This is a genomic window from Salinispora sp. CH2A1_6, from assembly GCF_056820975.1.
On sequence record NZ_JBXEDG010000013.1, the window covers coordinates 233,754 to 254,061 of the forward strand.

Annotated in this window: 15 protein-coding genes and 2 pseudogenes; 13 read left to right on the forward strand and 4 right to left on the reverse strand. The window is 70.1% G+C overall.

Features of this window, described 5'->3' with window-relative positions; genetic code table 11:
- Nucleotides 1–74 precede the first annotated feature (74 nt).
- Complete coding sequence (dxs, locus tag AC1UKG_RS19020; protein ID WP_018745437.1) at nt 75–2,057, forward strand: 1-deoxy-D-xylulose-5-phosphate synthase; 1,983 nt, start codon at nt 75–77, stop codon at nt 2,055–2,057.
- Nucleotides 2,058–2,138: 81 nt separating this feature from the next.
- Here the strand turns inward: dxs and AC1UKG_RS19025 are convergent, their stop codons facing one another.
- A complete protein-coding gene (locus AC1UKG_RS19025) occupies nt 2,139–3,335 on the reverse strand; it encodes a hypothetical protein (protein ID WP_482642215.1) in 1,197 nt (398 codons plus the stop codon).
- Nucleotides 3,336–3,459: 124 nt separating this feature from the next.
- Between AC1UKG_RS19025 and AC1UKG_RS19030 the strand changes: the two genes are divergently transcribed.
- Nucleotides 3,460–5,370: a DUF6311 domain-containing protein gene (locus AC1UKG_RS19030; protein WP_018814840.1), complete on the forward strand. Its 1,911-nt coding sequence runs from the start codon at nt 3,460–3,462 to the stop codon at nt 5,368–5,370.
- A 355-nt stretch (nt 5,371–5,725) separates the two neighbouring features.
- Here AC1UKG_RS19030 and AC1UKG_RS19035 read toward each other — a convergent pair whose 3' ends face one another.
- Complete coding sequence (locus tag AC1UKG_RS19035) at nt 5,726–7,591, reverse strand: DUF6311 domain-containing protein (protein WP_018814839.1); 1,866 nt, start codon at nt 7,589–7,591, stop codon at nt 5,726–5,728.
- 209 nt (nt 7,592–7,800) lie between these two features.
- Here AC1UKG_RS19035 and AC1UKG_RS19040 point away from each other — a divergent pair, with 209 nt between their 5' ends.
- The 5 genes from AC1UKG_RS19040 (at nt 7,801) to AC1UKG_RS19060 (ending at nt 12,409) form a co-directional block, all read left to right on the forward strand.
- A complete protein-coding gene (locus AC1UKG_RS19040) occupies nt 7,801–8,469 on the forward strand; it encodes a response regulator transcription factor (RefSeq protein WP_018732683.1) in 669 nt (222 codons plus the stop codon).
- Nucleotides 8,466–9,635, forward strand: coding sequence for a sensor histidine kinase (locus AC1UKG_RS19045; RefSeq protein ID WP_018745442.1), 1,170 nt, complete (start codon nt 8,466–8,468; stop codon nt 9,633–9,635). The genes AC1UKG_RS19040 and AC1UKG_RS19045 overlap by 4 nt, the downstream gene beginning before the upstream one ends.
- Before the next feature lie 244 nt (nt 9,636–9,879).
- Nucleotides 9,880–11,313 (forward strand): rifampin monooxygenase, encoded by a 1,434-nt coding sequence (gene rox / locus AC1UKG_RS19050; RefSeq protein WP_482642214.1) that lies wholly within the window; start codon nt 9,880–9,882, stop codon nt 11,311–11,313.
- A 41-nt stretch (nt 11,314–11,354) separates the two neighbouring features.
- Complete coding sequence (locus AC1UKG_RS19055; RefSeq protein WP_018737520.1) at nt 11,355–11,729, forward strand: VOC family protein; 375 nt, start codon at nt 11,355–11,357, stop codon at nt 11,727–11,729.
- 245 nt (nt 11,730–11,974) lie between these two features.
- On the forward strand, nt 11,975–12,409 hold the full coding sequence (locus AC1UKG_RS19060) for a VOC family protein (RefSeq protein ID WP_018814837.1): 435 nt from the start codon (nt 11,975–11,977) through the stop codon (nt 12,407–12,409).
- A 44-nt stretch (nt 12,410–12,453) separates the two neighbouring features.
- Here AC1UKG_RS19060 and AC1UKG_RS19065 read toward each other — a convergent pair whose 3' ends face one another.
- The gene (locus tag AC1UKG_RS19065; protein ID WP_482642213.1) at nt 12,454–13,770 is read right to left on the reverse strand and encodes a UDP-glucose dehydrogenase family protein; all 1,317 of its coding nucleotides are present in this window, start codon (nt 13,768–13,770) and stop codon (nt 12,454–12,456) included.
- A gap of 182 nt (nt 13,771–13,952) precedes the next feature.
- On the opposite strand from AC1UKG_RS19065, the gene AC1UKG_RS19070 reads away from it, so the two are divergent.
- From AC1UKG_RS19070 to AC1UKG_RS19095, 6 genes and pseudogenes are all read left to right on the forward strand, one after another.
- Nucleotides 13,953–15,191, forward strand: coding sequence for a sensor histidine kinase (locus tag AC1UKG_RS19070; protein WP_482642212.1), 1,239 nt, complete (start codon nt 13,953–13,955; stop codon nt 15,189–15,191).
- Nucleotides 15,188–15,853 carry a response regulator transcription factor gene (locus tag AC1UKG_RS19075; RefSeq protein ID WP_018745447.1) on the forward strand — a complete coding sequence of 222 codons (666 nt, stop codon included), beginning with the start codon at nt 15,188–15,190 and terminating at the stop codon, nt 15,851–15,853. The genes AC1UKG_RS19070 and AC1UKG_RS19075 overlap by 4 nt, the downstream gene beginning before the upstream one ends.
- 73 nt (nt 15,854–15,926) lie before the next feature.
- Nucleotides 15,927–16,634, forward strand: a complete 708-nt coding sequence (locus tag AC1UKG_RS19080) for an alpha/beta hydrolase (RefSeq protein ID WP_482642211.1) — start codon at nt 15,927–15,929, stop codon at nt 16,632–16,634.
- A pseudogene (locus AC1UKG_RS19085) lies at nt 16,607–16,975 on the forward strand (acyltransferase family protein); the annotation flags it as partial. The gene AC1UKG_RS19080 and the pseudogene AC1UKG_RS19085, both read left to right, overlap by 28 nt.
- 142 nt (nt 16,976–17,117) lie before the next feature.
- Nucleotides 17,118–18,515, forward strand: a complete 1,398-nt coding sequence (locus tag AC1UKG_RS19090; protein WP_018814833.1) for an MFS transporter — start codon at nt 17,118–17,120, stop codon at nt 18,513–18,515.
- 988 nt (nt 18,516–19,503) lie between these two features.
- A pseudogene (locus tag AC1UKG_RS19095) lies at nt 19,504–19,755 on the forward strand (hypothetical protein); the annotation flags it as partial.
- Between the two features lie 21 nt (nt 19,756–19,776).
- Here AC1UKG_RS19095 and AC1UKG_RS19100 read toward each other — a convergent pair.
- Nucleotides 19,777–20,211: a GNAT family N-acetyltransferase gene (locus tag AC1UKG_RS19100; RefSeq protein WP_018814831.1), complete on the reverse strand. Its 435-nt coding sequence runs from the start codon at nt 20,209–20,211 to the stop codon at nt 19,777–19,779.
- Nucleotides 20,212–20,308 lie beyond the last annotated feature (97 nt).

Genomic DNA, 20,308 nt, shown 5'->3' on the forward strand with positions numbered 1-20,308 from the left:
CGGCGTCCGGCGGACCGCTCGGGGTGCTCCCGACCGGACTGCGAGGTGTCGCTCGGCCGATAGACTCTCCGGTCATGAGTGTTGAACGGGACCCGGCAAACCATCCGGGGCTGCTGGCCGCCGTCAGCGGTCCGCAGGACATCAAGCGGATGTCCACCGAGCAGCTGGATATCCTCGCCGCCGAGATCCGTGACTTTCTGGTGGCCAAGGTCTCCCGCACCGGCGGGCACATCGGCCCCAACCTGGGGGTGGTGGAGCTGACCCTCGGGCTGCACCGGGTCTTCGACTCCCCCCGGGACCGGATCCTGTTCGACACCGGCCACCAGGCGTACGTACACAAGATTCTCACCGGCCGGCAGGGTGGCTTCGACAAGCTGCGCCAGCGCGGCGGGCTCGCCGGCTACCCGAGTCAGGCCGAGAGTGAGCACGACCTGATCGAGAACTCGCACGCCTCCACCGTCCTCTCCTACGCCGACGGGCTGGCCAAGGCGTACGCGCTGCGGGGCGAGTCCCGGGCCGTGGCGGCCGTGGTCGGCGACGGCGCGCTGACCGGCGGGATGTGCTGGGAGGCGCTGAACAACATCGCGACCGCCGGCAACCCGCTGGTGATCGTGGTCAACGACAACGGTCGCTCCTACTCGCCGACGATCGGCGGGCTCGCCGACCACCTCTCGACGCTGCGCCTGAACCCCGGCTACGAGCGGGTGCTGGACACGGTCCGGGAGGCGCTCGGCTCGACCCCGCTGGTCGGCCGACCGATGTACGAGGTGCTGCACGCGGTCAAGCGGGGCATCAAGGACGCGGTCGCGCCGCAGGCGATGTTCGAGGACCTCGGCATCAAGTACGTCGGCCCGGTTGACGGGCACGACATCGCGGCGGTCGAGGGGGCGCTGCGCGCGGCGAAGTCCTTCGGCGGCCCGGTGATCGTGCACGCGGTCACCCGCAAGGGCTACGGCTACCGCCCGGCCGAGGACGACGAGGCGGACTGTTTCCACAGTCCCGGTGCCTTCGACACCGCGACCGGTAAGGCCACCGCCGCGCCGTCGGTGAAGTGGACCCACGTCTTCGCCGAGGAGCTGGTCGCGATCGCCGACGAGCGACCGGACGTGGTGGGGATCACCGCCGCGATGGCCGAGCCGACCGGCATCGTCAAGCTGGCCCGGAAGTACCCGGAGCGTACCTACGACGTGGGCATCGCCGAGCAGCACGCCGCCACCTCGGCGGCCGGGTTGGCGCTGGGTGGTCTGCACCCGGTGGTCGCGGTCTACGCGACCTTCCTCAACCGGGCATTCGACCAGGTCCTGCTGGACGTGGCGATGCACAAGCTGCCGGTGACCTTCGTGCTGGACCGGGCCGGGATCACCGGCCCGGACGGGCCCAGCCACTACGGCATGTGGGACATGTCCATCTTCGGGGTGGTGCCGGGCCTGCGGCTCGCCGCCCCCCGGGATGCCGCCACCCTCCGCGAGGAGCTGCGCGAGGCGGTCGCCGTGGACGACGGTCCCACCATCGTCCGCTTCCCGACCGGATCCGTCGCCGCCGACCTGCCGGCGCTGCGCCGGGTCGGTCCGGTGGACGTGCTCGCCGAGTCGGCCCGCGCCGACGTGCTGCTGGTCGCGGTCGGCTCCTTCGCCGGCCTCGGCATGGAGGTCGCCGCCCGGGTCGGCGAGCAGGGCTACGGCGTGACCGTGGTTGACCCGCGCTGGGTCCGGCCGGTCCCGGCCGAGCTGGTGGAGCTGGCCGCCGGGCATCGGCTCGTGGTCGTCGTGGAGGACGGGGTTCGGGCCGGCGGCGTCGGCGACGCCATCGCCCAGGCGATGCGGGACGCCGACGTCGAGGTGCCGGTGAAGGACCTGGGCGTACCGGTCGACTGGCACCCGTACGGCACCCGGGCCCAGATTCTCACCGACCTCGGCCTGACCGCCCAGGACGTGGCGCGCGACGTTACCGGCTGGATCTCCCGGCTCGACGTTGACGCCACCGGCAACGAGAAGGAGCTCGTCTCCGACCAGGTGGAGCCAATCGTCACACCGCGGGGGACCCCCGCGGCGAAGTGAGGGCGCGGGTGGGCGACGGCGGACCGCTCGCCGTCGCCCACCCGCACCGCGGCATCGCCACGGGCGCTGTCGCACCAGGCGCTACTGCGGAGCGGGCAGGGAACGGTAGTGGGTCTTCGCGCTGGTCGCCAGGCTCACCGTGACCGTTTCGTCGGCCAGGGGCAGGATCGCCAGACCCGGGCGGTTAACGAGGTGGGACGTGCCGGCCGGGACCGACAGCGAGTCCTCCGGAGTCGGCTGCCAGCTCAACACGCCCAGCCGCTGCCCCGCCACCGGCAGGACGTACGCCTGAAGTGGTGCGGCCCGATCGGCGGCTGACATCATCGCTGCGCCGCCGGTGCCCGGCCGGTACAGCATCGCCGTCATCTCGTCGTCGGCCGTGTCCCAGGTGAGCTGCTGCACCGCACCCGGCGGGCCGGCACCGAGCGCGCCCTCGTCAACCGTCCGGAGGGTCAGCCCCGCCATCGGCCAGGAGGCCGGCACCGAGGCCGCCGACTTCCGGCTCCCGAACTGGCGTTGGATGCTGCCGAACGGCCCCTCGTCGCCGGCGAGCGCGCAGGTGTCCAACCCGGCCAGGGCCTGCTGCCCGGAGCCGGACTCGTCCCGCACCAGCGGGTCGCGCGGCGCGTCCAGGCCGGTACCGAGGTCGAGGAAGCGCTCGGCCGCGCGCCCCTGCGGCAGCGACTCGGTGGCGCGTAGTGCGGCGGTGACCGGGACCGCGGAGCAGGCCGGCACCGCCACCGGTGTGCTCAGACCCCCCTCGATGGTCACCGCCTGGCCATCCGGACCGGTCAGGTCGGTGACCCGGGCTGAGACCAGGTAGCGGCGACCCGTTTCGGTGTGGACCGGGAGCACATCGGAGTAGACCAGGTAGCCGGGATCGGTGTGCTCGACGGCGTGGGTGACGGTGTGGCGCCCGTCCTCCCCGGCGACCTGGAGCAGCCAGGAGGCGCCCGTACCGGGAACCTCCGCGGCGACCAGGGCGAGCGGCGCGCCGTCGACCTCGCCGACCCAGAGGATGCCGGAGGTGGGCAGGTAGGCTCGGTCGCCGAGTGGTGACCGCCAGCCGCGGACCGCCTCGGTCACCGCCGTGGTTGTCGTGGCCTCGTCGGCGAGGGAGCCGCGGGCCGGCCAGACGGTGAGCGAACCGTCCCGGCTCTCATGCCCCATCGACAGGTCACCCGGTGCCCGGTCGGCGACCGCTCCGCAGCCGGCCAGGGTCGCCACCAGGGCCAGCGCAGCGGCGGTCGTCCTGCCGGTCCGGCGGGCTGCAAGCACCGTTAGCTCCTCTGTCTCCTGCGAACCGCAATGGTACGAGACGGCATGGTGCCGTCCAGCACCACCCACAAGGGATTGTGTGCTGGCTTTCGTGTGATTTCCGCTCAGGTAGACTCCGCCGATTGTGACGCCTGCTGACACCCGCGCCGACCGCGCCACCGTGGCCACGTCCGAGCCGGTCGATCTCCACAGCGCGGGTGCCTTCCCGCTGAACGGTGTCGCTGCGGGGGACCGGAAGCCAAGGCCCAGCCCTCCGGTGACGGCCCCCGGTCGCCGTCGGCTCCGGCTGCCGTCGTGGACGCCCCGACGGCAGCACTCGGTGGTGGTTGGCGGGTTCCTGCTCGCCGCGCTCTGGGTGACCAGTCAGATCTGGGTCGACCCGAGCGGCCGGGTGGCCGCGCTCTACAGCAGTGACCCGGCGCAGGTGCAGTTCTTCCTGGCGCACTCGGTGCGGGTGGTGCTCCACGGGGAGTTCCCGTTCTTCACCGAGCAGTTCAACTACCCGGACGGGGTCAATCTGATGGCCAACACGGCCATCCTCGCGCTGGGCATCCCGATGGTGCCGGTGACGCTCCTCTTCGGCCCGGCGGTGACCTTCGTGCTGCTGGTCACCCTCGGACTCGCCGGCACCGCGACCGCCTGGTACGTGGTGCTCAGCCGGCACCTCGTGCGCAGTCGACTGGCGGCGGCGGTCGGCGGATGGTTCTGCGGGTTCTCCCCGGCGATGCTGTCGCACGCCAACTGGCATCCCAATATCATCAGTCAGTTCCTGCTGCCGTTCATCGTGTGGCGGGTGCTCGTCATCACCCGGTCCCCGCGTCCGTACCGGGACGGCCTGCTGCTCGCCCTGCTGGTTGTCGTGCAGGCGTTCATCAACGAGGAGATTCTGCTCTTCACCGCGATGGCGTGCGGAGTCTTCCTCGCCGCTGTGCTGGCGCAACGGCCCCCACTGTGGCGGGCGGCGTGGCGGCCGTTGGCGAAGTCGCTCGCCACCTGCACGGTGGTGGCGGGCGCGCTACTGGCGTACCCGCTCTACGTGCAGTTCGCCGGCCCGATGGCATACCACGGGCTGAGCGACGCGGTCCGGGACTACGGCAACGACATCGCCGCGTTCGTCGCCCCGGGCTCGCCCACCCTGGGCGGGGACGACGCGGCCAACACCGGCCTCGCCCCGAACTACTCGGAGGAGAACGCCTTCTTTGGCTGGAGCCTGTCCCTGATCGCCGTCGGTATCGTCCTGTGGCTGCGCCACGATGTGGTCGTGCGGGCCCTCGCGGCGACCGGGATCTTCTTCGCGGTGCTCTCCCTCGGCGAGCGGATCTCGTGGTGGGACCAGGAGATCGGGGTGGGACCGTGGGAGTGGCTGGTTCGGCTGCCGCTGCTGGACGCGGTGGTGCCGACCCGGTTCGGGCTCATCACCACCGTCACCGTCGGGCTGCTGCTGACGCTCGCGGTTGACCGGTCCCGAAGGCTGCCGCTGCCCCGGCGCACCCTGCGGCTGCGCACCGCTGCCGGGCTGGCGCTGGCGTTGTTGCCGATCGCGCCCATGCCGCTGGCGGTGACCTCCCGACCAGCGGTGCCGGAATTCATCACCGCCGACCGGTGGCGCGGCTACGTGGCGCAGGACCAGACGCTGGTGCCCATTCCGGTGCCGAGCATGGGTAACACCCACGGCATGCGTTGGGCCGCCGCCGTCAACCTCGACTTCAAGATTCCCGGTGGCTACTTCCTGGCGCCGCGCAACGCCAACACCGGCGACCCGGGGCGGTTCGGTGGCCGCCCCAGCGGGCTCGGAGAACTGCTCAGCGAAGTCGCCAGCACCGGACGTACGCGGCAACTCGACGACCGGCAGCGCCGGCGGGCCCTGGACGACCTGCGGCACTGGCGGGCCGCGATCCTGGTCCTACCGGTGGACCAGCACCACGCGGAGCCGCTGCGGCTGACCGTCGAGCAACTGGTCGGCCCGGGCACGCGTGAACTGGACGTGTGGATGTGGGACGTCCGCGCGTTGACGGATCCGGACCCGGCCGCCTGAGGCCAGACCTCACCGCCGCCGGGACCCCAGGTTCACCCTGCTCCGACCCGGCCCTGGGCTCTCGGTCGAAGGAGTCGGCCGGTGCTGCTTCGGAGGCGCCGCCATTCGCCGGGACTGCTGGGACAAAGACTTCTATGCTTCGATATAACGGGAGCTTGCCCGAGCGGAGCGAGCAGCAGCGCAACGAGAGGATCAACGGAACGTGTGCGCCGGCTTCCTCGCCAACCTCGACATCTATCTCATGACTGCGGACGAGATGGCCTGGGCCAAGCGAGGTGCCCGGCGGGCGGGCAGTGACGCCCTGACCATCACCATCGCCTGTGGGTGGGCTCGGACCGGACTTGTGAAGCACGCCTTAGTCGACCAGGGGACGGACGTCCCAGAGCCAGACGTCGTCCACCCGCTGCGGTGTGCCGAGCAGCGAGGTCATCAGGTCGCGCAGCACCGCCTCCCGGGGCTGGGCGCCGAGCACCACCACCGAGGCCCGCCAGTACCGCAGGTCCTCGATCGCCTGCCGCCGCTCGACGTCGGTGATGTGTGGCGTGGCGTTCTTGCCCATCGTGGAGTAGATGAGTCGGGTCGTGGGCCGGCTGTCCGCCCCGAAGATCCCGTCCCCCTGCGCGTTGGGGCCGATGAAGTACCCGCCGGGAACGGGGAACGCGTGCTGGGTAAGCGCACTCCAGCGCAGTGTGGACAGGCCGTGCACGTTGCTCGGAATCGGTACCGGGACCAGGGTGCGCCCCTCGGGCACGTACGGCCGCCAGCCGCCGGCGGTGATGAAGTGCGGTGGGGCCGCCACCGCCTCCACCGGCAGCGGCCGGGGGATCAGCGGCAGCAGGGCCAGCGTGATGGCCGCGTAGCCGACCGGGCGTCGCCACCGCAGCGGGATTCGCAGCGGCTGGCCGGAGCGCCGCGTGGGCGCCGGGGAGCGGCCGGAGCGTGGCGCGGGCACCGGCGGCCGGCCGGTCCCGGGGACGGCGTCCCACGCGACGGCGAGCAGGATCCCGATCGCGGCGGCCACGATCAGGCTCAGCCGGGTCGGCATCATCATCTCGACCAGCGGCAGGTCCTCCGACACGTACGCCCACGGGCCGTTGATGTCGGTCTCGACGCCGTCGAAGCGGATCGCCGGGCCGAGGGAGGCCACCGTGAACACCACCGTCAGCACCGCCAGGATGCGCGCCACCAGGCTGCGGCGGACCAGCAGCAGAAGGGCCACCACGGCCAGGATCACCAGCGGCCAGCCGAACCAGCTGTTCTGCTCGGTCACGCCGATCGTCTGCTCCACCGCCGGGTCTCCGGCGAGGGTGTCCCGGGGGAAGGTGACGAAGGCCTTCAGGTCCTCGCCCCAGCTGTGGAAGACGCCGCCCTGGAGGCCGCGGTAGGACTGCGGACCGTTGAACTGGAACCAGATCGGGTACGCGGTGAGCAGCAGCGCCAGGCCGCCACCGGTGCCGAGGGCGGCGGCGAAGGTGCCGACCTGCCGTCGGGCGGCCCCCGGCCGCAGCACCGCGTACGTGGCGACGACGACGAGGCAGGCCAGCGCGGTGAGCAGCAGCATCTCCTCGTTGATGAAGATCTGGTACGCCACCAGCAGGCCGAGCAGGATGCCGTTGCGCCGCCAGCGGCCGGGCTCACCGAGCCGCAGCACGCGAAGCACGATCAGCGGGAGCAGGAAGTTGGAGGCGAAGTTGGGTTGGCCGTTGGCGTGGTGCACGACGCCGGGTGCGAAGCCCAGGAACGCGCCGCCGACGAACGCGGCGGCCCGGGAGCGCACCAGGTGCCGGGAGAGGACCCAGTAGGAGGTGCCGGCGGTGGCGGCCAGCGCGGCGCCGAGGTACAGCACGTACGTCACCTGGGGGCCGACCAGCATGGTCAGCGGTGCCAGCGGCAGGGTCACCCCGAGTAGTGAGGTGTTCGCCATCATGTTCACCCCGACCGGCGCGTTCTGCCGGGTGCTGAAGAGCGGGTTCTCCAGGTGCCACACCGAGTACGCCCCGTGCGCGAAGAGCCACTCGAACCAGCTGTGGTCGGTCGGCAGGTGGGCGGAGACCCGGTTGGGGATGTCTCCCCAGTGGTTGAGGCAGACCAGGACGCCGAGGGCCAAATAAACGCCGATGGCCAGGACGTCGGCGCGGGCGGGACGCCAGCGGGAACGCCGGGTCGGCGTTTTTGCCACAGTGGACGTGGCGGCGCTGGTCTCTGGCACGGAGTCAACCATCGGCGCGGGCACGACGCGCCATCGTACAGGCGGCCCGGGGGTGGACCTGCCGGCCCCGGTCACTCTCGGTCGCGGGGCTGTCCCGTCCCTGGTCGTGCGTGGTTCGGTCCCGGTCGTGCGGTGTCCCACCCCCCCCCGGTCGCGCACCGACTCGTCGCTGGCGGTGAAGCACTAGGTTGTCGGGGAGTTTCAGGCGCGAGGAGGCTGGGATGCGGGTACTGGTTGTCGAGGACGAACGCAACCTCGCCGACGCGATCACGCGGGGGTTACGCAAGCGCGGCATGGCGGTGGATGTCGCGTACGACGGTGACAGCGGGCACGAGATGGCCTTTGTCACCCGGTATGACGTGGTGGTGCTCGACCGGGACCTTCCCGGCGTGCCTGGTGATCAGATCTGTGCCGAGCTGGCCGCCTCCGGCACCCTGACCCGGGTGCTGATGCTGACGGCCAGCGGGACGGTCGCCGACCGGGTCGAGGGGTTGCAGTTGGGCGCGGACGACTACCTGCCCAAGCCGTTCGCCTTTGACGAGTTGGTCGCCCGGGTGCAGGCGTTGGGTCGCCGTGCCACCCCGGCGGCTCCGCCGGTGCTGGCGGTGGCCGACCTGGTACTCGACCCGGCTCGGCGGACGGCCACCCGGGCCGACGTGCCGTTGGACCTGACCAACAAGGAGTTCGGTGTGCTGCATGAACTGGTCAAGGCCGGTGGCGCGGTGGTCTCCAGCGAGGAGCTGCTGGAACGGGTCTGGGACGCGAACACCGACCCGTTCACGACCATCGTCCGGGTGACGGTGCGTACGCTGCGCCGTAAGCTCGGCGACCCACCGCTGATCGAGACCGTGGTCGGCGCTGGCTACCGCGTGGCCGAGGCGGCGGCGTGACCGCCGGCCGTGGCATGCGGCCCACCCTGCGCCTGCGGTTGACCCTGCTCAACGGGCTACTGCTGGTGGGTGCCGGGGTGATCATGGTGTTGCTGGCCTGGCTGTTGGTACGCGACGCGCTGCGCCCCACCGACGAGCTGCTTCCCGGGACGACGGTGGTGCTGGCCGACGGTCGTTCCCTGGACGCCGCCGAGTGGCAACGGCAGGTGGGCGACACGGCGAGCCGGGAACTGCTGGCCAAGGGGTTGGCGGCGCTGCTGGCGATCAGCGTGGTCGGGGTGGTCGGTGGCTACCTGGTCGCGGGCCGGGCGCTGCGCCCGCTCTACCAGGTCACCGCCACCGCTCGACGGCTCGGCGAGACCACCCTGGATCAGCGCATCTGCTACTCGGGTGCGGACGACGAGGTGGCCGAGCTGGCGCAGACCTTTGACGCGATGCTGGACCGGATCGCGGTCGCCTTCGACGCGCAGAAGCGCTTCGTCGCCAACGCCTCGCACGAGCTGCGCACTCCGCTCGCCGTGATGCGCACCGAGATCGACGTGACGCTCAGCGACGACGAGGCGGACACCGCCGAGTACCGCCGGATGTCCACTGTTGTGCGGGACGCCTCGGAGCGGGCCAACGGCCTGGTGGACGCGCTGTTGGTGTTGGCCCGCAGCGAGGCGCAGGCCGGCCATCGCCTCGCCCGGCGGACGGAGTGCGACCTGGCTGCCGGCACCGCCAACGCGTTGACGGCGGTACGCCGGGAGGTGGGGCGGATCGGTCTGCAGGTGGAGACCTCGCTCGAGCCAGCGCCGGTGGTCGGCGACCCCGGGCTGCTTGACCGGCTCGCCGGGAACCTGGTCGAGAACGCGGTGCGCTACAACCATCTGCACGGCCGGCTCTGGGTGCGGACCGGGTCGGATGGCCGGCGGTCCTGGCTGGTGGTGGGCAACACCGGCTTCGAGGTGGACCAGGCCGATGTGCCGGGGCTGTTCGAGCCGTTCCGGCGGGGCGGCCGGGAACGGACCGGTGCCCGCGGCTCCGGTCTGGGGCTCTCCATCGTCCGGGCCGTCTGCGACGCGCATGGTGGCGTGGTGCAGGCGATCGCGCAGCCGGGCGGTGGCTTGGAGGTGACGGTGCGGCTGCCGGCAGCAGATGGGCCGGGTCCCGGCGTTACTCGCTGAGGTGGCAGCGCACTTCGATGTGGGGGTGCGCTGTGAAACTTGGCAGTGCACATCTCCCTGCCACTCTTAACATATAGCACATAGGGGGTCTTGCGGCAAGACCCCCTTATTGCCGCAGAATCGTCGCCCGAAGCCAGTACCTGTGGAATCAGGGATTCGCGACACACGCGTGTGCGCGGGTTCGCGCCATCAATTCGGTGGAGGGCTGGGTCGAAACAAGTGTCGACGAATGGGGGCAGTTTTCATGTTTGACGTGATCATTGTTGGGGGCGGGCCGACCGGCATGATGTTGGCCGGTGAGCTGCGGCTGCACGGAGTGCACGTGGTGGTGCTGGAGCGCGACACCGAACCGCCGGTGATTGTCCGCTCGCTCGGGCTGCACGTGCGCAGTATCGAGGTGATGGACCAGCGCGGCCTGCTGGAGCGCTTTCTCGCGAACGGCCAGCAGTACCGAATCGGTGGCTACTTCGCCGGCATCACCAAGCCGTGGCCGGACAACATGGACACCGCGCACGGATACATCCTCGGTATCCCGCAGACCAGCACCGAACGACTCCTCGCCGAGCACGCCGCCGAGGCCGGCGCGGACATCCTCCGCGGCACCGAACTCGTCGGCCTGAGCCAGGACGGGGAAGCGGTGACCGCGGAACTCGCCGACGGCACCAAGCTCCGTTCCCGCTACCTCGTCGGCTGCGACGGCGGCCGCAGCACCGTTCGCAAGCTGCTCGGCGTGGACTTCCCCGGCGAGCCCACCCGGTTCGAGACGTTGCTGGGCGTCATGGAGCTGACCGCGGCACCGGAGGAGGTCACCGCGGTGATGACCGAGGTCCGCAAGACACAGCTCCGGTTCGGGGCCGGCCCGGTTGGCGACGGGGACGGGCTGTACCGCGTCGTCGTGCCCGCCGCCGGGGTGGCCGAGGACCGAACGACCCCGCCGACCTTCGAGGAATTCCAGCAGCAGCTGCGGGTGACCGCCGGCACCGACTTCGGTGTGCACTCACCGCGCTGGCTGTCCCGGTTCGGTGACGCCACCCGGCTCGCCGAGCGTTACCGGGTCGGCCGGGTGCTCCTGGCCGGCGACGCCGCGCACATCCACCCGCCGCTGGGTGGACAGGGTCTCAACCTCGGCATCCAGGATGCCTTCAACCTCGGCTGGAAGCTCGCCGCGGAGATCGGTGGCTGGGCGCCGAGCGGGCTGCTGGACAGTTACCAGGCGGAGCGGCACCCGGTGGCCGCCGCCGTACTGGAGAACACCCGCGCGCAGACGGAGCTGATCACCCTCGAACCGGGCCCCCAGGCCGTGCGCGCGGTGGTGGCGGAGCTGATGGACTTCGAGGAGGTGAACCGCTACCTGATCGAGAAGGTCACCGCGATCTCGGTCCGGTACGACTTCGGCGAGGGGCACCACCTGCTCGGCCGGCGGTTGCGCGATGTGGAGCTGAAGCAGGGGCGTCTCTACGGCCTGATGCACCGTGGTCGGGGAATGGTGCTCGACCAGACCGGTCGGCTTTCGGTGGCCGGCTGGGCCGACCGGGTCGACCACGTGGTGGACGTCAGTACCGAAGTGGACGTGCCCGCGCTGCTGCTGCGGCCGGACGGCCACGTGGCGTGGGTTGGCGACGATCAGGAGGAGCTGCGCACCCAGCTGCGGCGATGGTTCGGCACCCCGTCGGCGTAATACGGTTGATCGACGGACCGGGAACGGGGTAGCAACCTCCTATGCCGACATCTGTGCGTAACGTCTGTTTCGACGCCGTTGACCCGTACCAGCTCGCCACCTTCTGGAGCCAGGTGCTGGATCAGCCGATCGCCGCCGAGTGTGCGCCGGGCCTGGAAGAGGCGTACCTCGATGCGGTCGGGGGGTCGAGCCTGTACTTCCAGCGGGTGCCGGAGAGTAAGGCCGGAAAGAACCGGGTCCATGTCTGCCTCACCCCCGAGCTCAAGCGGGACGAGGAGACCGAGCGGGTCATGGCGTTGGGCGCGACGCTCGTCAGCGACCACCGAAACCCTGACGGCACCGGATGGGTGGTGTTGGCCGACCCGGAGGGCAACGAGTTCTGTGTGTTACGCAGCAACGCCGAGCGGGCCGGCTGAGGAGGAGGTGTGCAGGTCGTCACTCCCGGTGGGACTGCTCAGGTCGGCACCGTCCTGGATCGGACGGTGACCCGCCCAGGGGCACGAGGTTGTGCTGCTCACCCGGTCTCCGGGGTGAGCGCCAGACCCACCGGGATGGCGGCACGCCGGGCGGGGCGGCAGGGGTCTTTCTTGCTCTTCTGCCACGGTAGCGCCGCCGCGGAAATGGGGTCGCGGCATCGCCACCCGACGCCTACGGTGGGCTGATGCCATCGGTCAAGCAGGTCCAAATCACCTTCGACTGCGCGCAGCCGGAGCGGGTGGCACGGTTCTGGTGCGAGGCGCTGGGATACGTCGTGCCGCCGCCTCCCACGGGCTTCGCCACCTGGGACGACTTCGAACGTACATTCCCACCGGAACGGCAGGGTTCGGCGTTCGCCTGCGCCGATCCCGCTGGTGTGGGGCCGCGGCTGTTCTTTCAGCGCGTTCCGGAGGGGAAGACGGTGAAGAATCGGCTGCACCTCGACGTGCGGGTCGGAACCGGGCTCGTCGGTGCCGAGCGGGTGGCCGCCCTCGAGGCCGAGTGCGCCCGGCTGGTCGCGCTCGGCGCGGTGCGGGTGCAACTCCTGCCCGCCGACGGCTACAACGAGTCGTGCCTGGTGATGCAGGACGTCGAGGGCAACGAGTTCTGTCTCGACTGAGGCCCCGCCCGATCAGCGTCCGGGACCCGGTGGGGTCGCACGGGTCAGGACTGGTAGCCGAGCCCATGCACCGTCCATCCCGCGGCTCGCCAGCGGGGACCGGAGATCACGCCACGAGTGTCCAGCAACACTCGTCGCGCCACACCGTCGGCGACCAGGTGGGGGTCGAGGGCGCCGAATTCGGGCCAGCCGGTGCCGACCACGATCAGCTCGGCGTCGATGGCCGCCTCGGCCGCCGTCGCGGCGTAGCTCAGCTGCGGCGCGGACTGCCGGGCCATCGCCAGCCCCTGTGGGTCGTACGCGGTGACCTGCGCCCCGGCGGCGTGGAGCCGGACGGCGACGTCGAGCGCGGGGGAGTCACGCACGTCGTCGATGCCGGGTTTGAAGGCCGCACCCCACAGCGCGATCCGCCGTCCCCGCACCTCGCCGTTGAGCGCGGCGGTGGCCAGCGCGACGGCGCGGGTACGCATGTGCAGATTCATCCCGTCCACGCCGCGCAGAAACTCGGCGGCGGCCGTCACGCCGCCCCGCTCGGCCTGGGCGGTGAAGGCGTGCAGATCCTTGGGGAGGCAACCGCCGCCGAAGCCGAGGCCGGGCTGCAGGTACTGGTGCCCGATGCGCGCGTCGTGGCCGATGGCGTCGGCCAACTCGGCGACGTTCGCCCCTACCACCGCGCACATCTCGGCGACGGCGTTGACGAACGAGATTCGGGTGGCCAGGTAGGCGTTGGCGGTGGCCTTGACCATCTCGGCGGTTATCCGGTCAGTGACCACGAGCGGGCAGCCGTGGCCGCTGGTGATCGGCGCGTACAGCAGTCGTAGGGTCTCCTCGGCCTCGGTCGAGGCGACGCCGAGGACGATCCGGTCCGGGGTCAGGGTGTCGGCCACCGCGGTGCCTTCGCGGAGGAACTCGGGGTTCCACGCCACCTGAACGTCGTCACCGGCGGGGGAGAGCTTCCGGGCCTGGGCCTCGACCACCTCGGCGGTGCCGGGCGAGACGGTGGACTTGCCGACGATCAGGCAGGGGCGCTGGAGGTGCGGGGCCAGTCGCTCGATCGCCGCGCTGATCTGGGTCAGGTCGTAGGTGCCGTCCAGGCCGGAGGGGGTGCCGACCGCGAGGAAGTGCACATCGCCGAAGGCGGCCGCCGCCGCGAAGTCGGTGGTGAAGCGAAGTCTTCCGGTGTCGAGATTGCGGGCCAGCAGCACATCGAGTTCCGGTTCGTGAAACCAGCCCCGCCCGGCGTTCAACGTCTCGACCTTCTCCGGGTCGATGTCGACCCCGATGACCTCATGCCCGATGTCGGCCATCCCGGCGGCGTGGGTTGCGCCCAGGTGCCCCGACCCGATGACGGTGACCTTCAACAGCCGCCCTCCTTCCCGGTGCGAGTCGTCGTTGACGACAGCGGACTGTAACCCGCGGAACGGAGAGTTTCGTGCTGGAAGGGGTGCCTGCTGCGGGTGTTTCTTCGGGGGCCGTGGGGCTGCGCCCTGGATCCAGACTGTCTTGTCCCCACCCGGCCGGAGCGTGACAGTACCCTGACCGGATGCCGGTAACCGCAGCGCTGCGTGACTTGGTGCGGGCAGTCGCCACCGGCCACGACCCGAAGCCGGGGGACGCTGCCGCGTCGGGCCGGGCTCGTCGGTTGGCGCGGCTGCGCCCGCAGCTGCGGGTGTTGGCGCCGGTGGTCGCGTTCCTCCTGTGGCTCCTCGCGATGGCGGCCCTCGCGCCGTACCAGGTCGGCAGACTCGACACGATCCTCCTCGCCGCCCTGACCGCGGCGCCGGTGGCCCTGCTGCCCCGCCGGGCGCTGCTGGCGTGGCGGGTGGCAGCGGTAGCCACCCTGGTCAGTGGCGTCAACGGACTGCACGAAGCCGCTGCCCCCTGGCCCGGCAATCCGGTGCTGATCCTGGTCTACCTCGGTGTGCTCGTCGTGGTCGGCTACCGCCATCCGCTGGGGGTGCTGTTCTGGGTCTGGGTGTTCAGCATCGCGATGTCGCTGGCGTTTCTCGACCCGGGCGTCGGCTACGGCAGCATGTTGCTGGTCAGCGGCGTCCTGGGGGTGGGCCACCTGCTGGGCCGGTGGGCGCAGGCGCGCGCCGGCCTGGTCGTCGAGCAGGAACGGGGTGCGATGCTGACCGAGCGGACGCGCATCGCACGGGAGCTGCATGATGTCGTCGCGCACCACATGTCCCTCATCGCGGTGCGGTCGGAGACCGCTGCCTACCGCCTGAACGAGCTGTCGCCGGCGGCGCGCGCGGAGTTCACCGAGATCGCGGAGTCATCCCGGGAGGCGCTCACCGAGATGCGGCGGCTGCTGGGCGTACTGCGTGCCCCACCGGAGCAGCCGTTGAAAACGCCTCAGCCCAGCCTCGCGGAGCTGGATGCCCTCGTGGCGGGCGCGCGGGCAGCCGGAACCCCGGTCACGGTGTCGGTGCAGGGTGTGCTCACCGGTGTGCCGGACTCGGTGGGGCTCTCCGCCTACCGGATCGTGCAGGAGGCGCTCTCCAATGTGGCGCGCCATGCTCCGGGTGCGGCCACTGACCTCACCCTGCACCGGAATCGGCATGAGTTGATCATCCGGGTCCGCAACGCGGTCACGGTGGACCCCCGCGGCCACCCGGTGCCCCCGCCGGTCGCCGCCGTGACCGGCGCGAGCGGCAGCCACGGCCTGCTCGGGATGCGCGAGCGGGTGGCCATGCTGCACGGCAGCCTGCGCGCCGACCAGACCGACGACGGTGGATTCGAGGTGCGGGCGACGTTGCCCCTGGAGAGTCAGTCATGATCAAGGTGTTGCTCGTTGACGACCAGGCGATGGTCCGGGAGGGGTTCGGGGCGTTGCTCACCGCCCAGGAGGACATGGTGGTGGTGGCGGACGCCGCCGACGGTGAGCAGGCGGTCGCCGCAGCGCGCCGGCACGACCCCGACGTCATCCTGATGGACATCCGGATGCCGACAATGGATGGGTTGACCGCAACGCGTCAGATCCTGGAGGTGCCCCCTGGTGGGCGTCGGCCGCGGGTGCTCATCCTGACCACCTTCGACCTGGACGACTACGTGTTCGAGGCGCTGCGGGCCGGAGCGAGCGGGTTCCTGCTGAAGGACGCGCCGGCCGCCGACCTCATGCATGCGGTGCGGGTGGTGGCCGCGGGTGAGGCGCTACTCGCTCCCTCGGTGACCCGGCGGCTCATCGCGGACTACGCGAGCCGCGCGCGGCCGCGCCGAGCCGAACCGGATTCGATCAACACCCTCACCCGGCGCGAGGCAGAGGTGCTGCGGCTGATCGCGCGCGGACTGTCAAACCAGGAGATCGCGGCGGATTTGGTGCTCGCCCAGCAGACCGTGAAGACTCACGTCAGCCGCGTGCTGATGAAGCTGAACCTACGAGACCGGGCGCAGGCGGTGGTCTACGCCTACGAGAGCGGCATGATCAACCCGGGGGAGTAGTACCGGGGTGCCGGTCCGGGTTGGCGCTCGCGGGTGACGCTGCCGAGCGCCGCCCCTACCTAGCGTCGCTGCCATGAGGCGATGGTTGTTGCGGCTGCTCGTCGCGGTGCTGCTGGCCGCCGCCTGCCCGGCCCCGAGCCCGGCGGCGATCGGCGCGCCAGTGGTGCGGACCGTGGGTGATCTGGATGGGGCCGATCAGATTGTCGTGCTGGTGCCCGGTGCGGCCACCACACCGGAGAATTTTGACCGGGGGCACGGGGGCGTGCTGCGGCGCTCGCCGCACTGGCAGGCCCGGCAGCTGCATGCCGTGTGTGGCGGGCGGGTCGCGGTGGTGGCCTGGCTCGGCTACGTGCCGCCCGGCGGCCTCGACCTCGCCGCGATCCGGTCGGAGCGCGCGATGGCTGGAGCGACCGCCCTGACCGAGTACGTCGGGCAGCTCGCCACGGCCCGGCCGGACGCGGCGATAACGGTGATCGGGCACAGCTACGGCTCCCTGGTCCTCGCCTACGCCGCGGCCCGGCTGCCCGTTCAGGTCACCGACCTCGTGGCGCTGGGAAGCCCCGGGCTCGATGTCGGTGCGGCCGAACAGCTGGATACCGAGGCGCGGCTCTGGGTGGGCAGCGCCGACGATGACTGGACCCGGCGTATCCCCGAGGTGCGGGTCCTTGGCCTCGGTCACGGGGTGGATCCGAGCCGGCCCTCGTTCGGCGCGCGGACCCTGGACGTCACGGGCGCCGAAGGCCACGACGGGTACTCGCCCTGCTGCTACGTGGCCCGCTGACCCGGCTCGCCCGCCGCCCGCTGGTCTGGGCTGTCGTGGGCGCGACGAACCTGTCGGCCATGCGGATCTTCTTGTGGCACCAGACCGCGTTGGTGGCGGTGACCCTCTTCGCCTTGGGCTCCGCCCCACTGCCCGGACTGCACACCGCGCCCGACACGTGGTGGTGGGTCCTCGCCCGCCTCCGCTGGCTGCCCGTCTTCGCGGTTGTCCTGCTGGGCGGGCTGTGGCTGGGCGCCCGGATCGGCGCGGGGCGGCGTCCCCCAAAGGGCCGCCCGGTCCCACCTCAGGCTTCGGCGCGGCGGTCTAGTCCATTACCGCACTGCTCTGGACGGCGACCGTGAGGACGTGGCCGCTGGCGCCGAGCGTGGACGCTCGGCGATTACCGGGAATCACCCGGACCAGCCGGGGCTGGTGTGTGACAGTGCGAGACGTGCCTACGGTGCACCTCGGGCATCGGACCACTTCGCAACGTGAGGAAAACCCGTGCTACTTCGCCTGCACCACTTTCGTCACCTGGCCGGGAGTGCCTCACCTCACGGAGCCGCAGCGCAGGCCAAGCTGACGTTGGTAGCGGCGTCCTTCTGCATCTTCCTGGTGCAGCTCGACTTCTTCGCGCTCAACCTCGCGCTACCGAAGATGGCGTCGGAGCTGCGCACGTCTCCCACCAACCTGCAGTGGGTGATCAGCGCCTACATGCTCTCCCTGGCGGCGTTCCTGATTCCTGGCGGACGGCTCGGCGACATCCTTGGCCGCCGACGCATTCTCGTGGTCGGACTCGTGATTTTCGGCCTGAGTTCCCTGGGTGCCGCCCTGGCCCCCAACGCGGGGACTGTCATCGCCTTCCGGACCGTCCAGGGAGTCGGCTCCGCCATCATCTTCCCGCTCGCCATCGCCATCGTCACGAATGCTTTTCCCGCGGAGCGGGTGAAACGGGCGATCGGCTACGCCTACGGCATCGGCGCCGTGTCGATGGCGCTCGGCCCTCCCTTCGGCGGTGGGATAACAGAGCTGGTCGTCTGGCGGGTCGTGCTGCTCGTGAACGTACCGTTGAGCATTATCGCCATCGCGATCGTCGCCGCTGGCGTGCGTGAATCGCGCGACCCTACGGTGCCGCGGTCGATCGACCTGCCCGGCCTGGCCCTGGTGGCGGCTGGGATCGCCCTGGTCACGCTCGCGGTGGACCTGGCGAGCACCTGGCAGCCCCTCGCCACGGCCGGGATCGCCGTGGTCGGGCTGCTGGTTCTGGCGGCGTTCGTGCAGCGCGAGCGGTTGGCGAAGTATCCCTTGGTCAAACTTGAACTGTTTCGCAACCGTCCCTACGTCATGGTGACCCTGATGGGGACGGTCGCCAACCTCGCTCTCGTCATCGGAGTGTTCGGTAGCACGGTCTATCTCCAACAAGCGGAGGGCCGCTCGCCTCTCGCCGCGGGTCTGATTCTTCTCGCCGCCTCGGTGGCCACCGGAATCGCCGGTCCGATCTCAGGGCACCTCGGCGAACACCTGAACATTCCGGTAGTGATGGGTGTCACTGCGGTGACCGGTGGGATTGGCCTGTTCGTGGTCTCCCTCGGGGGTGGTTTCGAAACCTACCTGCCCGGCCTCGCGTTGTTCGGATTCAGCTACGGCGTGGGGTACGCGATGTCCAACATCGGCACGCAGTCGGTTGTCGCCCGGGAACTGGTGGGCGAAGCGTCCGGTGTCACCCTCGCGATCGTTATCGGGGTCTCCGGCCTCGCGGTAGCGGCCGCGGCGACACTGATCGACATCCAGTCGAGAAGTGTGGGGCTCACGGGGGCCATCGAAGACATCATGCGGTGGACTGCGGCAGGAAGCATCGTGGCCTCCGGGCTTCTCCTCCTGGTAGCTCGCCGCCGACCATGACCGGCACCGCATCCGGCATCGCCCACCTCCACAACATCATCCTCGCCGGGTGACACCAGCACCGTTGCCAGACAGCGCTTTCACCGAGTTACGAGACGTCCTTTAGACTGCTCTAAGCAGGGTTCGGACATTGTTCAATCTGCGATCGCTAAGGCGATTTCTCGGCCAGTAGAGGGCAGGGCATCGCGAGTGCAGAGGGGAGAATTCGGGCTCGCGGTGGTCGCGGCAGCGTATGATCTGGAGGCCAATGGGCGCTGGCTATGGCCTGTTCTGGGAAGATTCCCCGATATCCCCGAGCATGATTGGAACACGATTGGCCGCCTGGATGGCCAACTATTGTTGCACGGGATGGAGCGACAAGCGAAGTTTTGGCCACGCCGTTGTGGGTTCATTTTTCTATGCACTTTCAGATCAATGTAATGAAAATGTGGTAGTAGGCGCGAAGTGGTGGAAGGCCCCAAGGGTGGAGGATTATCTGTATACTCGCAAATAATGAAGACACGGTCGTCAGTCCGCGCTGGGTGAAAGATTGGGGGCGGCATTCCCCTACGCATTCTCTAGCCCAGGCTTTCACGTTATCCGGGGAATGCTGGTAAGTGTGGAAGCGATTTTATGTCTGAATTCAGAAAGAAGGATTAGGGTGCAAAATGCGACGCGACTGGGGGCATTCCTGGCCATCATTGGCGGGATTGCGCTACTGGGATTCGGTCTGAGTGAAGGATTGAAAGAAGCATCCATAGTCCTGGCAATTCTTGCACTGGTGACTGGACTCATCATTATGCATGCTGGGCTTTCGGCGGGTGGTGATGAGGACTAGCGGTGGGCCCGAACGTCGCTGCGGTCGAGCTACGTCTGATTGACTCGATCGAACACGACCGTGATTACCACGACCCGGGCCCGCAACGATGCTTGGTGCGTCGTCCCCAAGACGTTGCGCCCGTAGTCCACCGACGGGGCGGGCGGGCCGGCTGGACGGGCGGGTGGCGTGGTCGCGCCGGCCCGCCAGCATGTCGAGCGGGTCGGCGCCGGGCTGCCTGGAGCCCGACTGTTCGTGCTGGCCGCCGCGCCCGACGCACCGCCGCTGACCGATCGGTCGGCACTACGCCGGGCAGTCGGTGCTGGTGTCGTTCGACCGGGCGGGCTGCCGGCTCTGGCTGGCCGTGGGAGAGCACGTCCGGTCGCTCGAGCCGCCACCCTCGACGATGCGGTATCCGCCCTGTGGCTCACCGGTCGGGAGTAGTGCAATGAGCCGACGAGGAGTTCACCGGTTGTCGAGCTGCATCCACCGGTCCGGCTGTGCGAGCGGATCGAAGCCGAGCTTGGCGTACACGCCGTGGGCGTCCCTGGTGGCCAGCAGGATGCGGTGTACGCCGAACTCCGCGACATGGTCGCGGACCGCGCCGGTGAGCCAGGTGCCCAGCCCCCGTCCGCGCGCGGCCGGATCGATGTAGACATCGCAGAGCCAGGCGAAGGTGGCCCGGTCGGTCACCGCCCGGGCCACCGCTACCTGGCGCCCGTCCTCCGGCCGGTAGACGCCGAAGCCGATCGAGCCCGCGAAGGCGCGCTCCACGGTCGCCCGGTCCCGCCCTTGGGCCCAGTACGCATCGGTGGAGAGCCAGTGGTAGACGAGGTCAAGGTCGAGCCGCTCGGGCGCGGTGCTGAGCAGGTAGCCATCGTCTCGGGTCAGGGTGATCATCGGCCCGATGCTAGTCGCCGCTTTCTACCGCTTCACGCGGACCACCACCCACCGCCACGAATCTTACTCACTGCAGGCATTTCACTACCTAGCGTCT

Coding starts and splice junctions, on each gene's coding strand:
- AC1UKG_RS19055 (WP_018737520.1), top strand. CDS start 11,355: ATGCCGACATCTGTGCGTAACGTCTGTTTCGACGCCGTTGACCCGTAC.
- AC1UKG_RS19070 (WP_482642212.1), top strand. CDS start 13,953: ATGCCGGTAACCGCAGCGCTGCGTGACTTGGTGCGGGCAGTCGCCACC.
- AC1UKG_RS19040 (WP_018732683.1), top strand. CDS start 7,801: ATGCGGGTACTGGTTGTCGAGGACGAACGCAACCTCGCCGACGCGATC.
- AC1UKG_RS19035 (WP_018814839.1), bottom strand. CDS start 7,591: ATGGTTGACTCCGTGCCAGAGACCAGCGCCGCCACGTCCACTGTGGCA.
- AC1UKG_RS19075 (WP_018745447.1), top strand. CDS start 15,188: ATGATCAAGGTGTTGCTCGTTGACGACCAGGCGATGGTCCGGGAGGGG.
- AC1UKG_RS19080 (WP_482642211.1), top strand. CDS start 15,927: ATGAGGCGATGGTTGTTGCGGCTGCTCGTCGCGGTGCTGCTGGCCGCC.
- AC1UKG_RS19060 (WP_018814837.1), top strand. CDS start 11,975: ATGCCATCGGTCAAGCAGGTCCAAATCACCTTCGACTGCGCGCAGCCG.
- AC1UKG_RS19100 (WP_018814831.1), bottom strand. CDS start 20,211: ATGATCACCCTGACCCGAGACGATGGCTACCTGCTCAGCACCGCGCCC.
- dxs (WP_018745437.1), top strand. CDS start 75: ATGAGTGTTGAACGGGACCCGGCAAACCATCCGGGGCTGCTGGCCGCC.
- rox (WP_482642214.1), top strand. CDS start 9,880: ATGTTTGACGTGATCATTGTTGGGGGCGGGCCGACCGGCATGATGTTG.